We start from the raw sequence: 13,615 nt of genomic DNA on the forward strand, positions 1-13,615 counted from the left end.
CTCCCGTTGCATTCAAGCCCGGCATTGTAGTCGCGCCGGCCGCTTCGCACACGCGCCGGCCAGGCGTCGCCGCGTGCGCCGACCACGTACAATCTCGCCGATGCTCAACCGCCGCGCCGCCCGCGCGCGGCCCTGAAGGAAACGCATGACTGATACCTCCCGCGATCTCGTTCTCGTCACCGGCGCGTCCGGCTTCGTCGGCTCGGCCGTCGCGCGCATCGCGCAGCAGAAAGGCTATGCGGTGCGCGTGCTCGTGCGCCCGACCAGCCCGCGCACGAACGTCGCGGATCTCGATGCCGAGATCGTCACCGGCGACATGCGCGACGAGGCGTCGATGCGCGCCGCGCTGCGCGGCGTGCGCTACCTGCTGCACGTCGCGGCCGACTACCGGCTGTGGGCGCCCGATCCCGACGAAATCGAACGCGCGAACCTCGAGGGGGCGGTCTCGACGATGCGCGCGGCCCGCGCGGAGGGCGTCGAGCGGATCGTCTACACGAGCAGCGTCGCGACGCTGAAGGTGACGAGCGCCGGCGATCCGTCCGACGAGAACCGGCCGCTCACGGCCGAGCAGGCGATCGGCGTGTACAAGCGCAGCAAGGTGCGCGCGGAGCGCGCGGTCGAGCGGATGATCGCCGACGAAGGGCTGCCGGCCGTGATCGTCAACCCGTCGACACCGATCGGCCCGCGCGACGTGAAGCCGACGCCGACCGGCCGCATCATCGTCGAGGCCGCGCTCGGCAAGATTCCCGCGTTCGTCGATACGGGGCTGAACCTGGTGCACGTCGACGACGTCGCGCACGGCCACTTCCTCGCGCTCGAGCGCGGCCGGATCGGCGAGCGCTACATCCTCGGCGGCGAGAATCTGCCGCTGCAGCAGATGCTCGCCGACATCGCGCAGATGACGGGACGCAAGGCGCCGACGATCGCGCTGCCGCGCTGGCCGCTGTACCCGCTCGCGGTCGGCGCCGAAGCGGTCGCGAAGTTCACGAAGAAGGAGCCGTTCGTCACCGTGGACGGGCTACGGATGTCGAAGAACAAGATGTATTTCACGTCCGCGAAGGCCGAGCGCGAGCTCGGCTACCGTGCGCGTCCGTACCGCGAAGGGCTGCGCGACGCGCTCGACTGGTTCGGCTCGGCGGGCTACCTGAAGTAACACAAAGCGGCGCGCGGCGCGCCGCCTTGCGCACTTTGTTACACGACCCGCGCGGACCGACATCCGCGCAGCGGTTAAAATCGCGGGTCTTACGCAGAGAAGACACGCATGAACCTGAACGATCAGATCGCTTCGCTCGCCACGGGCGTCGATCAGCTCCTCCACGATCACCACGCCGCGCAGCAGGCGGCCCGCAGCGCGGAAGCCTTCGCGCGCGCCGCCGCGGCGGAAGCCCGGGCCGCGGCCGAGCGTCACGCCGCCGCGGAAACCGAAGCGCAGGCCGCCGCGCAGCGCCACACGGCCGCTGCCGCCGACGCCGAAGCCGCGCAGCAGCGCCACGCCAACGCAACCGCTGCCGCCGAGGCCGCCGCCCAACGTCATACCGATGCCGCCGCGCAGGCCGAAGCGGCCGTGCAGCGCCATGCGGAAGCCACCGCGCTGACCGAAGCGCTCGCGCAGCGTCACGCGGATGCCGAAGCCGCATCGCAGCGCCACGCGGCCGCGATCGCCGAAGCCGAGGCCGCCGCGCAACGCCATCACGCCGCGGCAACCGAAGCCGAGGCGGCCGCGCAGCGTCATGCGGCCGCGACCGCCGAAGCCGAAGCCGCCGCGAAACGTCACGCGCAAGCGACCGCCGAAGCCGAAGCGGCTGCACGGCGCCACACGGCCGCGATCGCCGAAGCCGAAGCGCTCGCGCAACGTCACACGCAGGCGATCGCCGAAGCCGAAGCCACCGCGCAGCGTCATGCCGATGCGGCCGCCGAGGCCGAAGCCGTCACGCAGCGCCACACCGAAGCGATCGCGCAGGCCGAAGCGGCCGCGCAGCGTCATGCCGACGCGACCGCCGCGGCCGAGGCCGTCACGCAGCGCCATACCGAAGCGATCGCGCAAGCCGAAGCGGCCGCGCAGCACCACGCGAAGGCCATCGCCGACGCGGAGGCGCTGGTCGAGGCCGTCGTCAAGGAAGCCGCGACGAACGCGGTGGCCGCCCCGGCCGTGGCGGCCGAGGTCGTCGAACCGACGCCGGCGGAACCGATCGTGAGCGCAGCGGCACCGGCCGAGGCCGAAACGGCCGACGTTGCCGGCGCGACGGCGGCCGACACCGCGATCGTCCCAGCGGCCCAAGCCGCATCCGCCGCTGAAACCGACACGGCCGCCGCACCGGCCGACAAGGCGACGCTGCACGTCGCGCGCCCGTCCCAGAACGAACTGACGCTGACCATCAACGGCCAGTCGATCACGCTGCATCCGGAGCAACTGGGCCAGCTGATCGAGGAACTCGCGCATGCGCGCGCGTCGATGCAGCCCGAGCCGCCGGCCGGGATCCCGGCCGGCTGGCGTTTCGTGACGACGAAGAACCCGATGATGGCGGTGCAGAAGCAGTCGAATGGCGACCGCCTGCTGGTCGCCCGCCACACGGGCTACGGCTGGGTGCCGTTCACGTTCTCGCCGGACGTCGTGGTCCAGATGTACATGATGCTGACGCAGCGGTAAGCCGCCGCCCGCCCCAAAACGCAACAGCCCGACCGGTTCACCGATCGGGCTGTTCGTTTTCCGGCTGCCGGGAGGCGCGCCTCCCGGCCGATCCTCAGCGCTCCACCGGCGCCTGCACGCGCGCCTTCCACTGGCCGCCCTTGCCGCGCCAGTAGCGCCACGCGGACGCGAACGTCGCGCCCACGTAGAACAGCGCGACGAGCGGCAGCGCGGGCGCCCACAGCGGCGAGCGCCGGTAGTAGCGCAGCATCGGCGCATACGCGGCGCACATCGACGCCCACGCGAGCCAGGCCGGCCACGCCCCCGCGCCGTACGCGAGCGCCGCGGCGGGCGGCACGAGATAGATGATCGTCATCCCGAGCAGCGTGCCGGCCAGCAGCAGCGGCGAATAGTGCAGCTGCGTGAACGCGGTGCGCGCGATCATGTTCCAGATGTCGCGCCAGCTGTCGTACGGGCGCAGCGACACGCTGCGATCGGCCAGGTCGAGACGGATCGGATGGCGGCCGCTGCCGCGGTGCTTGATCTGCGCGGCGAGGCTGCAATCGTCGATCAACGCGCCGCGGATCGACTCGATGCCGCCCGCTTCCTCCAGCGCCGTGCGCTTCACGAGCATGCAGCCGCCGGCGGCGCCGGCCGTCCGGTTGCGCGGGTTGTTGATCCACGAGAACGGGTACAGCTTCGCGAAGAAGAACACGAACGCCGGAATCAGCGCCTTTTCCCAGAACGAATCGCAGCGCAGCCGCACCATCAGCGACACGAGATCGCGCTGCTCGGCCTGTGCGCGCGTGACCAGTTGCGCGACGGCGTCGGGCGGATGGCCGATGTCGGCATCCGTCAGCAGCAGGTAGTCGGCTGGCAGGCCGAGCGTCTGCACCGCGGCGATCCCCTGCGACTGTGCCCACACCTTACCCGACCAGCCGGCCGGCAGCGGCTTCGCGGCCAGCACGGTCAGCCGGTCGGCGCGGTTGATCGCGAGCGCCGCCGCGCGCGCCGCGTCGGCGGTGCCGTCGTCGCTGTGGTCGTCGACAATGATCAGATGAAAGTCGCCCGGATAGTCCTGCTCGAGCAGCGAAGTCGCCGCGCGAGCAATCACGTCGGCTTCGTTGCGCGCCGGCACGACCGCGACGACGGCCGGCCAGCCGGCCTCGGCCTCGGCGCCCCGCGCCTCGGGCGGCAGCGGCCGCGCGGGCACCGCGCGCCAGAAGCCGCCGCGCGCGACGAGCAGCACGATCCAGATCACGAGCGACAGGCCGGACACCAGGAAAGCGATCGCCAGCATCATCGGCACGCCTCCTGCCGGGCGCCGGCATGCCCGATATCAATGGGGGTCAGGATCAAAACACCCGACACCGCACGGGCGGACGGGCAATATGCGTGAGAATCGACGGTCATCGAATGGCCTTGAAATGAGCGCGACGCCGGGCAGCCGGAGCGGCCGCCCGCGAAACCGCGCAGTTTACCGGGTTCCGCGCGCGCCAGCGCCGACGCGGCTCTCCCGCAATTGCAACAGCGCCGATACAGCACCAAAGCACGGACGGCGCGATAGGGTTAAAATGTGCGATTAATTCGGGGTTCCGGGGCCTGGCCGGCCGGTTCGTTCCTGCCTTCATAACATCAAGCCGGGGCGAGCGAGCGAGTGCCAGCTCCTCGAACCCCGGCGTCTGTCGTCGGAGTTCGCTCACCTATGCGAGTCATCCTTGCCCAGCCCCGCGGCTTTTGTGCGGGGGTTGTCCGTGCGATCGAAATCGTCGATCGCGCGCTGCAACAGCACGGTGCGCCGGTTTATGTGCGTCATGAAATCGTGCATAACCGGCACGTCGTAGAAAATCTGCGTAATAAAGGGGCACGATTCGTTGAGGAACTCGACGAGGTGCCGCACGGCGCTGTCGCGATCTTCAGCGCGCACGGTGTCGCCCAGACGGTCGAGCGCGACGCGGAAACGCGCGGGCTCGACGTGCTCGACGCGACCTGCCCGCTCGTCACGAAGGTGCACGTGCAGGGCCGCCAGTACGTCGCGGCGGGCCGCCGGCTGATCCTGATCGGCCACGCGGGCCATCCGGAGGTCGAGGGCACGATCGGCCAGATTCCGGCCGAGGTGATCCTCGTGCAGAGCGAAGCCGAAGTCGATACGCTGACGCTGCCCGTCGACACGCCGGTTGCGTACATCACGCAGACCACGCTGTCGGTCGACGATACGCGCGGCATCATCGAGGCGCTGCAGCGCCGGTTCACCGACATCGTCGGCCCGGACACGCGCGACATCTGCTACGCCACGCAAAATCGCCAGGCCGCCGTGCGCGAGCTGAGCGAACAGGTTGACGTGCTGCTCGTCGTCGGTGCGACGAACAGCTCGAACTCGAACCGCCTGCGCGAGATCGGCACCGAAAGCGGTGTGCCGAGCTATCTCGTCGCCGACGGCTCGGAAGTGAAGGCCGAATGGTTCGCGGGTGTGCAGACGGTCGGCCTGACGGCCGGCGCGTCGGCGCCCGAAGAGATGGTCGAGGATGTAATCGGCGCGCTGCGCGCGCTGGGGCCCGTCGATGTCGCGACGATGGCGGGCCGTGAGGAAAAAGTCGAATTCAAGCTGCCGGCGAAGCTCACGCAAGCCGTCGCCCGCGAAGTTTAAGGAGGACATCCCTTGTCTATTCCGCTGCTCCAGCAAGTCCGTGTCGGCGCGTACATCGTGCGCCAGCACCTGTCCGGCAACAAACGCTATCCGCTCGCGCTGATGCTCGAGCCGCTGTTCCGCTGCAACCTCGCGTGCAACGGCTGCGGCAAGATCGATTATCCGGATCCGATCCTGAACCAGCGCCTGTCCGTCGAGGAATGCCTGCAGGCCGTCGACGAGTGCGGCGCGCCCGTCGTGTCGATCGCCGGCGGCGAACCGCTGCTCCACAAGGAGATGCCGGAAATCGTCAAGGGCATCATGAAGCGCAAGAAATTCGTGTACCTGTGCACGAACGCGCTGCTGATGGAAAAGAAGATGGACGATTACGCGCCGAGCCCGTACTTCGTCTGGTCGGTCCACCTCGACGGCGACAAGGAAGCGCACGATCACTCGGTGTCGCAGGAAGGCGTGTACGACAAGGCCGTCGCGGCAATCAAGGAAGCGAAGCGCCGCGGCTTCCGCGTGAACATCAACTGCACGCTGTTCAACGATGCGGTGCCGGAGCGCGTCGCGAAGTTCTTCGACACGCTGGGCCCGATCGGCGTCGACGGCATCACGGTGTCGCCGGGTTACGCGTACGAGCGCGCGCCGGATCAGCAGCACTTCCTGAACCGCGACAAGACGAAGAACCTGTTCCGCGAAATCCTGAAGCGCGGCGAAGGCGGCAAGCGCTGGTCGTTCAGCCAGTCGTCGCTGTTCCTCGACTTCCTGGCCGGCAACCAGACGTACAAGTGCACGCCGTGGGGCAACCCGGCGCGTACGGTGTTCGGCTGGCAGAAGCCGTGCTACCTGGTCGGCGAAGGTTACGTGAAGACCTTCAAGGAACTGATGGAAACCACGGAGTGGGACAACTACGGCGTCGGCAACTACGAGAAGTGCGCGGACTGCATGGTCCACTGCGGCTTCGAGGCAACGGCCGTGATGGACACGATCTCGAACCCGCTGAAGGCGCTGAAGGTGAGCCGCAAGGGCATCCGGACCGACGGCCCGTTCGCCCCGGACATCTCGATCGCGAAGCAGCGTCCGGCCGAGTACGTGTTCTCGCGCCACGTCGAGATCAAGCTCGAGGAAATCCAGCGCGCCGGCAAGGGCAAGCTGCAGAAGCCGGCGAAGCCGGCAACGGCCGCCTAAACGCGTTGCGCCACGCGGAGGCGGTGCCTCCGCGCAGGTGATAAAAATAAAGCGCCACGGATTCGCTCCGTGGCGCTTTTGTTTTGGGCCGCGTTACGCCGTCGCCGTGCCGGCTCGGCCAGCCCTGTCTCCTCCATCCTCCCTGCGAAACCGCTGCACGATGCTACGCGGCCAGCGAGTCGGGCACGTGGGCGCGCATCTTCTCCGCCGCGCTCGCAACGAGCGCCGGCTGGCCGCACGACGCGAACGTGCAGACATCACGCCACAGTTCGGCCAGCCGATGCCGCGCGAGCGTCGCGACGCAGGTGTCGTGCGCGGCGAGCACGCGCTCGAGCACCGCGCATTCGTCATCGTGCAGCGTCCATGCGCCGCTTTGCGCCGCGCGCGCCACACTCGCTTCGAGCGCCCGCTCCGCGTCGACGCACAGGTCGATGTCCGCTTCCGCGTACCGCGTATCGTCGAGCGCGAGGAACACCAGGTAGACGCTCGTGCGCAACCGCGTCAGCAGCGCCTCGTTGCCGTGCCCGCCACGCAACGCGACGAGCGCCATGTGGCATTTCAGCGAGATGTCGCGTGCATGCGCGGGAGGCAGCGGCAGCAGCCACTCGCGCGTCAACGGCACGCGACGACGGTTTTTGCGTGCGGCCTTCATGCTTCGTGCCCGCTTGCGGGCACTTCAACGCGCGGCAACGCCGCACGCGCGACGCCGGTCGAGCGGATCGGGCATCCCATGATCGTCTCCCGCATCAGAAGGTGTTCTCGCCCTTCAGGTAGAACGCGGTCTTCACGAAGAACGCCTTCACCGGATGACCGCTCTGGGCGTCGCGCGCGGCGCGCGCTTCCATCGCGGCCCGCTCCTCGCGCGACCGGTCGGGCACCGGATTGTGAACGCGTGCGAGCGCGCGCTGCATCGCAAGCGGATAGTTCTGGTTGCCGACCGACGTCGCACGATAGCCGGCGCGCGTCATCTGCATCAGTTGCGCGTCGGTTTCGGCACGCGCCGCCGACCAGGTCGACTGCGCGGCATACGACGACCAGTCGGGGCCGGCCGACTGCGCAAAGCTGACGGCGGGCAGCGCAACGAGTGCGCAGGAAAGAACGGCAACGGGAACGAGGGATCGCATAGTGGCCTCCAGATGGTTGTCCCCGCATCGATCGTGATCGTCGATGCGTTGAAACCATCGTATGTCGTGCCGCATGCCGCTTGAATAGCCGATTCCGCAATGGATATTTTCGGCTTCGGAATCCGGTGTGCGCGCGCGCCATTCGCGAATCGCTTCGCACGGGAATTTCTCTATTTCATTCAACGACCTGATCGCGCTTTTGCGCCCGATCGCAGGCGGCACGCCCGCCGCTTTTTCAGTTTCCGAAATGACGTGTTGCCGGCGCGCTCGTGGCGTGCGCACCTGCCGGCAAGGGTCCCGGCGTGATATCGCGCATGCGGATAGCGCGGAAACGATTGCATCGGACCAACGGTTCTTCTGACACAGGACAAGTCATCGGCACCGAATCGCCGGATCGCCACACGACGTGCCCGGCAGGGACGCGCGATAATCACGCATCGGCCATTCGCTTCGTTTCGCACGGTCTCTCATACCTTCCCATTTTCATCGAGTCCTTCCATGGCTGCCCTCGACACCACCGCCATCGACAGTTGGCACGCGCACGTCTATTTCGATGCGGCCAGCCGCGACGCGGCCTGGGCGTTTCGCCAGGTCGTCGACGAACGGTTCGGCGCGGTCATCGAGCTCGGCCGCTTTCACGAGCGCCTCGTCGGTCCGCATCCGGCCTGGTCGTACCAGATCGCGTTCGATGCCGCGCGCTTCGACGAGATCGTGCCGTGGCTCGTGCTGAACCACGGCGCACTCGACATCTTCCTGCATCCGAATACCGGCGACGACCTGCGCGACCATCGCGATTGCGCGGTATGGCTCGGCAAGTCGTATGGGCTGAATCTCGACGCGCTCACCGGGTAACGGCGGCCCGCGGCGCAGCCTTCCCGAGGCTGCATCCACGTTTCGGGTCGACGTGAAACGTCCTGCGGCGGTGCGCCCATACAGTGGGTTTCCGCTCACGACGCTTCCGGACACCCGCCATGACACCCGCAGACACCGACGCCGATGCCCGGCGCATCCATGAAGACTGGCACGCGGCCGTCGTCGCGCGCGACCTCGACGCGCTGATGGCGCTGTATGCCGACGACGCGGTGCTCGAAACGCCGCTCGTCGTCGTCACGCTGCCCGCGCACGGCTCGGGCGTGCTGCACGGCAAGGCCGCGATCGGGGCATTCTTCGCGGCCGGCCTGCAAAATCCGGGCAGCCCGCTCGGACGCTGGTACCGGACCGGGCTGTTCTTCTCGAACGGCCGCCAGCTCGTCTGGGAGTATCCGCGCGCCGCGCCGGACGGCGATCAGGTCGATCTCGTCGAAGTCATGGATCTGCGCGACAGCCGGATCGCGCATCATCGCGTGTACTGGGGATGGGTCGGATTCAGTGCGCTGCGGGCCGCCACGCCGGCGCCCGAGCGCGCATGACGGCCGCCGTGCCGGACCGGGCCGCGGCCCGCCGCGTGCTCGCCGCGACCTGCGTGAGCTACACGCTCGTGCTGCTCGACGCGTCGATCGTCAACGTCGCGCTCGCCGACATCGCGCACACCTTCGCCGGCCGCGTGGCCGGCCTGCAATGGATAGTGAACGCTTACACGCTCGCGTTCGCGAGCCTGCTGCTGACGGGCGGCACGCTCGGCGACCGGCTCGGCGATCGCACCGTCCATGTCGCGGGGCTCGCGGTGTTCGTCGCAGCGTCGGCGCTGTGCGGCATCGCGCCGACCCTTCCGGCACTTGCCGTCGCGCGTGCGCTGCAAGGCGTCGGCAGCGCGATGCTGGTGCCCTGTTCGCTCGCGCTGATCAACCGCGCCTTCCCCGCACCGGCCGCGCGCGCGTCGGCGATCAGCCTGTGGATGGGCTGCGGCGGCATCGCGATGGCGTCGGGCCCGCTGATCGGCGGGCTGCTGGTCGACCTGTTCGGATGGCGCAGCCTGTTCTTCGTGAACCTGCCGTTCGGGCTCGCCGGCATCTGGCTCGGCCGCACGGTCGTGCGCGCCGCCGCCGACGCGTCGCGACAGTTCGACTGGGCCGGACAGGCCGCCGCCGCCGTCGCGATCGCCGCGCTGATCGGCACGCTGATCGAAGGCCCGTCGCTCGGCTGGCGCTCGGCACCGATCGTCGGCGGTGCCGCGACGAGCGTCGCCGCATGGATCGCCTTCGTCGCGATCGAAGCGCGACGCCGCGAACCGATGCTGCCGCTCGCGTTCTTCCGCAACCGGCTGTTCGCGGGATCGACGTTCGTGTCGATGGCGTCGGCGTTCGTGTTCTACGGCCTGCTGTTCGTGCTCAGCCTGTTCTATCGGCAGGTTCGCGGCGCGAGCCCGCTCGACACGGGGCTCGCGTTCCTGCCGATGACCGCGATGGTGGCGCTCGGCGGGTTGTGTTCGGGGCGGATCGTCGCGCGCTTCGGGACGCGCGGGCCGATGTGCTCGGCGTTCGGGCTGTATGCGGCAGGCGCGCTCGGCATGACGGGCATCGGCGCGACGACACCGGCGTGGCTCGCGGTCGCGCCGATGCTCGCGATCGGCTTCGCCTCGGGATTCATCTCGCCGGCCGCGACGTCACCGGCGCTCGGGACGATCGACCGGCACCGCGCCGGCGTCGCGGCGGCGGCACTGAACGCGGCGCGGCAGAGCGGATCGGCGCTCGGCGTGGCGATCTTCGGTGCATGCATCGCGACGCTGCAGCCGTTTTCGGCCGCGATGCGGGTGGCGCTGGTCATGGCGATCGCGCTGTCGGCGCTTGCCGCGGTATCGTGGCGGTTCGCGACGCGGCCGACACCGGCAACCGGCGAAGCGGCCGCGCACCTGCAGGCGGCCGCCACGCGACGCTAGCGCATTCCGCGGCAGACAACGCGCTCACGCGACATACATCGCGACACTGACGAACTGGCACAGGCTGCCGGCCAGCACGAAAAGGTGCCAGATACCGTGCCCGTGGCGGATGCGTTCGTCGTTGATGAAGAAGTAGATCCCCGCGCTGTAGATCACGCCGCCGGCCACGAGCCAGGCGGTGCCGACCGGCGGCAGCGCATGAATCAGCGGACGCACCGCGACGAGCGCGAGCCAGCCCATCAGCACGTACAGGATCATCGACAGCATGCGCGTGCGGCGCCCGAGCGTCAGCTCCTGCACGATGCCGAACACGGCGAGCCCCCAGCTCACGCCGAACAGCGACCAGCCCCACGGGCCGCGCAGCGTCACCAGCGTGAACGGCGTGTAGCTGCCGGCGATCAGCAGGTAAATCGCCGAATGGTCGCATTTCTGCAGGATCGCCTTCAGGCGCGGGTTGCGCACGCTGTGATACAGCGTCGAGATCGCGTAGAGCAGGAACAGCATCGCGCCGTACACGCTGAAGCTCACCACCTTGTACGGATCGCCTTCGAGCGCGCCCATCGTCACGAGCGCCACGAGGCCGGCCACCGACAGCACCGCGCCGACGAGATGGGAAATGCTGTTGAAACGCTCACCGACATGCACGACGTGTTCTCCTGCGGTCCATCGGGGAAAAGAGGGACCCCTATGATACCGGCGGCCGGATTTTGCCGTGCTGCGCCCGGGCAAACGGCGAAGCGGCCGTCACGCGACGTGCGTCGCCGGCCGCCCAAGAAAAAAGCGCCGCGACTGCCATCGCGGCGCTTCCGTTACGATCGTCGAACCGCCTGGACAGTCCGGCTCAGCAACACTTCCCGGCGCCCGACCCGTACCGCGCGTTCTGGCGTTCGCGGAAAAATTCCTCGTACGTCATCGGCTCGCGGTCCGGATGGGTGTCGCGCATGTGCGCGACGTAGGTGTCGTAGTCGGGCAGGCCGACCATCAGCCGCAACGCCTGCCCGAGGTAACGCCCCGCGCTGCGCAGGTCGCTGCCAAGATCGCTGAACATCGCGGCCTCCCCTTAACGTCCGCTGCCGAGCGCCTGCGCGGCCGGCATCGCTTCGTACGGCGTCTCGCGCACGGTCGGCTTCGACTCGCGGCGCGCGCGCAGCACGGCGATCACGCCGTACACCGCGATGCTCACGACGACGAAGATGAACAGCCCGGCCAGCGCCGCATCGATGTAGTCGTTGAAGATGATCCGCTTCATCTGCGCGATCGACTTGGCCGGTGCGAGCACCTTGCCTTCATCCACCGCGGCCTGCAGCTTCGCGGCGTGCGCGAGGAAGCTGACCTTCGGGTTCGCGTCGAAAATCTTCTGCCAGCCGGCCGTCAGCGTGCAGATCAGCAGCCACGCGGTCGGCACGACCGTCACCCACGCATAACGTTCGCGCTTCATCTTGAACAGCACGACGGTGCCGAGCACCAGCGCGATCGCGGCGAGCATCTGGTTCGAGATGCCGAACAGCGGCCACAGCGTGTTGATGCCGCCGAGCGGATCGACCACGCCCTGGTACAGGAAGTAGCCCCACGCGGCCACGCACAGCGCGGTGGCGACGAGGTTCGCGGGCAGCGACTCGGTGCGCTTGAGCGCCGGGTGGAACGTGCCGAGCAGGTCCTGCAGCATGAAGCGGCCCGCCCGCGTGCCGGCGTCGACGGCCGTCAGGATGAACAGCGCTTCGAACAGGATCGCGAAGTGATACCAGAACGCCATCATCGCTTCGCCGCCGATCACCTGGTGCAGGATGTGCGCCATGCCGACGGCCAGCGTCGGCGCGCCGCCCGCGCGCGCGATGATCGTCGTTTCGCCGACGGCCTTCGCGGTCTGCGTCAGCATGTCGGGCGTCAGCACGAAGCCCCATTGCGTGACGGTGTTCGCGACGGCTTCGGGCGTCGAGCCGAGCACGGCGGCCGGTGCGTTCATCGCGAAGTAGATGCCCGGCTCGATCACGCAGGCCGCGACCAGCGCCATGATCGCGACGAACGATTCCATCAGCATCGCGCCGTAACCGATGAAGCGCGCGTTGGTTTCGTTGTCGATCAGCTTCGGCGTCGTGCCCGACGAGATCAGCGCGTGGAAACCCGACACCGCGCCGCACGCGATCGTGATGAACAGGAACGGGAACAGGTTGCCCGACCACACCGGGCCCGTGCCGTCGACGAACTTCGTCAGCGCGGGCATCTTCAGTTCCGGTGCGACGACCAGGATGCCGATCGCGAGGCCGAGGATCGTGCCGATCTTCAGGAACGTCGACAGGTAGTCGCGCGGCGCGAGCAGCAGCCACACCGGCAGCACCGACGCGACGAAGCCGTAGCCGATCAGGATCCACGTGAGCTGCGTGCCGGTGAACGTGAACCATGCGGCGAAGGTCGGCGACGCGGCCACGTTCTGGCCGAACGCGATCGCCGCCATCAGCCCGATGAAGCCGATGACCGACACTTCGCCGATGCGGCCCGGGCGGATGTAGCGCGTATAGATGCCCATGAACAGCGCGATCGGAATCGTCGCGGCGACGGTGAACGTACCCCACGGCGAGTTGGTCAGCGCCTTCACGACGATCAGCGCGAGCACCGCGAGGATGATCACCATGATCAGGAACGCGCCGAACAGCGCGATCACGCCGGGCACCGTGCCGAGTTCCATCTTGACGAGATCGCCGAGCGAACGGCCGTCGCGGCGCGTCGAGATGAACAGCACGATGAAGTCCTGCACCGCGCCGGCGAACACGACGCCGGCCAGGATCCACAGCATGCCGGGCGTGTAGCCCATCTGCGCGGCGAGCACGGGGCCGACCAGCGGCCCGGCGCCGGCGATCGCGGCGAAGTGATGGCCGAACAGCACGTACTTGTTGGTCGGCACGTAGTCGAGGCCGTCGTTGTACTTGACCGCCGGCGTCATCCGCAGCCCGTCGAGCTGCATGACCTTGCTGGCGATGAAACGACTGTAGAAGCGATACGCGATCAGATACACGCAGACAGCGGCGATCACGATCCAGAGGGCACTCACGCGCTCGCCGTGTGCGAGTGCGATGGTGCCGAACGAGAACGCGCCGAGCAGCGCGACCGCGATCCAGAGCAGGGTACTGGAAGCCCGATTCATGGCGTCTCCTGGTCTCCAATGTGGTTTTAGATGGCGTGCGGCGCAGGGGCCGCGCACACGTGACGTCGATGCGTCGTGCCGCGGCCTCGCA

Annotated in this window: 13 protein-coding genes; 7 read left to right on the forward strand and 6 right to left on the reverse strand. The window is 68.5% G+C overall.

The window, feature by feature from the left end; all coding sequences use genetic code 11:
* Window positions 1–145: 145 nt before the first annotated feature.
* The gene (gene hpnA / locus WJ12_RS33600; protein ID WP_059559154.1) at window positions 146–1,153 is read left to right on the forward strand and encodes a hopanoid-associated sugar epimerase; all 1,008 of its coding nucleotides are present in this window, start codon (window positions 146–148) and stop codon (window positions 1,151–1,153) included.
* Between the two features lie 108 nt (window positions 1,154–1,261).
* Window positions 1,262–2,647 (forward strand): hypothetical protein, encoded by a 1,386-nt coding sequence (locus WJ12_RS33605; RefSeq protein ID WP_059559157.1) that lies wholly within the window; start codon window positions 1,262–1,264, stop codon window positions 2,645–2,647.
* Window positions 2,648–2,741: 94 nt separating this feature from the next.
* Here WJ12_RS33605 and WJ12_RS33610 read toward each other — a convergent pair whose 3' ends face one another.
* A complete protein-coding gene (locus WJ12_RS33610) occupies window positions 2,742–3,929 on the reverse strand; it encodes a glycosyltransferase (RefSeq protein WP_059559161.1) in 1,188 nt (395 codons plus the stop codon).
* Window positions 3,930–4,331: 402 nt separating this feature from the next.
* Here WJ12_RS33610 and ispH point away from each other — a divergent pair, with 402 nt between their 5' ends.
* Together ispH and hpnH are read left to right on the forward strand one after the other, a co-directional pair.
* On the forward strand, window positions 4,332–5,273 hold the full coding sequence (ispH, locus tag WJ12_RS33615) for a 4-hydroxy-3-methylbut-2-enyl diphosphate reductase (protein ID WP_034187635.1): 942 nt from the start codon (window positions 4,332–4,334) through the stop codon (window positions 5,271–5,273).
* Window positions 5,274–5,285: 12 nt separating this feature from the next.
* A complete protein-coding gene (hpnH, locus tag WJ12_RS33620) occupies window positions 5,286–6,446 on the forward strand; it encodes an adenosyl-hopene transferase HpnH (RefSeq protein ID WP_034187634.1) in 1,161 nt (386 codons plus the stop codon).
* Between the two features lie 163 nt (window positions 6,447–6,609).
* Here the strand turns inward: hpnH and WJ12_RS33625 are convergent, their stop codons facing one another.
* Window positions 6,610–7,098, reverse strand: coding sequence for a hypothetical protein (locus WJ12_RS33625; RefSeq protein ID WP_059559164.1), 489 nt, complete (start codon window positions 7,096–7,098; stop codon window positions 6,610–6,612).
* A 94-nt stretch (window positions 7,099–7,192) separates the two neighbouring features.
* Window positions 7,193–7,570: a hypothetical protein gene (locus WJ12_RS33630; protein WP_034187632.1), complete on the reverse strand. Its 378-nt coding sequence runs from the start codon at window positions 7,568–7,570 to the stop codon at window positions 7,193–7,195.
* Window positions 7,571–8,068: 498 nt separating this feature from the next.
* On the opposite strand from WJ12_RS33630, the gene WJ12_RS33635 reads away from it, so the two are divergent.
* From WJ12_RS33635 to WJ12_RS33645, 3 genes are all read left to right on the forward strand, one after another.
* Entirely contained in the window at window positions 8,069–8,422 is a 354-nt protein-coding gene (locus WJ12_RS33635) for a DOPA 4,5-dioxygenase family protein (RefSeq protein WP_034187631.1), read from the forward strand.
* Between the two features lie 119 nt (window positions 8,423–8,541).
* Window positions 8,542–8,979: a nuclear transport factor 2 family protein gene (locus WJ12_RS33640; protein ID WP_059559167.1), complete on the forward strand. Its 438-nt coding sequence runs from the start codon at window positions 8,542–8,544 to the stop codon at window positions 8,977–8,979.
* Window positions 8,976–10,385 carry an MFS transporter gene (locus tag WJ12_RS33645; RefSeq protein WP_069246056.1) on the forward strand — a complete coding sequence of 470 codons (1,410 nt, stop codon included), beginning with the start codon at window positions 8,976–8,978 and terminating at the stop codon, window positions 10,383–10,385. Before WJ12_RS33640 ends, WJ12_RS33645 begins: the two co-directional genes overlap by 4 nt.
* Before the next feature lie 24 nt (window positions 10,386–10,409).
* On the opposite strand, the gene trhA is transcribed toward WJ12_RS33645, so the two are convergent.
* The 3 genes from trhA to WJ12_RS33660 all read right to left on the reverse strand — a co-directional run bounded on the left by trhA (window position 10,410) and on the right by WJ12_RS33660 (window position 13,524).
* Complete coding sequence (gene trhA, locus WJ12_RS33650) at window positions 10,410–11,030, reverse strand: PAQR family membrane homeostasis protein TrhA (RefSeq protein ID WP_034187629.1); 621 nt, start codon at window positions 11,028–11,030, stop codon at window positions 10,410–10,412.
* Between the two features lie 196 nt (window positions 11,031–11,226).
* Window positions 11,227–11,433, reverse strand: coding sequence for a YbdD/YjiX family protein (locus WJ12_RS33655; protein ID WP_006766647.1), 207 nt, complete (start codon window positions 11,431–11,433; stop codon window positions 11,227–11,229).
* A 12-nt stretch (window positions 11,434–11,445) separates the two neighbouring features.
* Complete coding sequence (locus tag WJ12_RS33660; protein ID WP_034187628.1) at window positions 11,446–13,524, reverse strand: carbon starvation CstA family protein; 2,079 nt, start codon at window positions 13,522–13,524, stop codon at window positions 11,446–11,448.
* Window positions 13,525–13,615 lie beyond the last annotated feature (91 nt).

Origin of the sequence: Burkholderia seminalis (assembly GCF_001718535.1) — a bacterium.
GTDB classification, from domain to species: domain Bacteria; phylum Pseudomonadota; class Gammaproteobacteria; order Burkholderiales; family Burkholderiaceae; genus Burkholderia; species Burkholderia seminalis.

What these genes read in the sequence shown, in the direction of transcription:
- hpnA (WP_059559154.1), top strand. Translation starts at nt 146, where the DNA reads ATGACTGATACCTCCCGCGATCTCGTTCTCGTCACCGGCGCGTCCGGC.
- WJ12_RS33605 (WP_059559157.1), top strand. Translation starts at nt 1,262, where the DNA reads ATGAACCTGAACGATCAGATCGCTTCGCTCGCCACGGGCGTCGATCAG.
- WJ12_RS33610 (WP_059559161.1), bottom strand. Translation starts at nt 3,929, where the DNA reads ATGATGCTGGCGATCGCTTTCCTGGTGTCCGGCCTGTCGCTCGTGATC.
- ispH (WP_034187635.1), top strand. Translation starts at nt 4,332, where the DNA reads ATGCGAGTCATCCTTGCCCAGCCCCGCGGCTTTTGTGCGGGGGTTGTC.
- WJ12_RS33625 (WP_059559164.1), bottom strand. Translation starts at nt 7,098, where the DNA reads ATGAAGGCCGCACGCAAAAACCGTCGTCGCGTGCCGTTGACGCGCGAG.
- WJ12_RS33630 (WP_034187632.1), bottom strand. Translation starts at nt 7,570, where the DNA reads ATGCGATCCCTCGTTCCCGTTGCCGTTCTTTCCTGCGCACTCGTTGCG.
- WJ12_RS33635 (WP_034187631.1), top strand. Translation starts at nt 8,069, where the DNA reads ATGGCTGCCCTCGACACCACCGCCATCGACAGTTGGCACGCGCACGTC.
- WJ12_RS33640 (WP_059559167.1), top strand. Translation starts at nt 8,542, where the DNA reads ATGACACCCGCAGACACCGACGCCGATGCCCGGCGCATCCATGAAGAC.
- WJ12_RS33645 (WP_069246056.1), top strand. Translation starts at nt 8,976, where the DNA reads ATGACGGCCGCCGTGCCGGACCGGGCCGCGGCCCGCCGCGTGCTCGCC.
- WJ12_RS33655 (WP_006766647.1), bottom strand. Translation starts at nt 11,433, where the DNA reads ATGTTCAGCGATCTTGGCAGCGACCTGCGCAGCGCGGGGCGTTACCTC.
- WJ12_RS33660 (WP_034187628.1), bottom strand. Translation starts at nt 13,524, where the DNA reads ATGAATCGGGCTTCCAGTACCCTGCTCTGGATCGCGGTCGCGCTGCTC.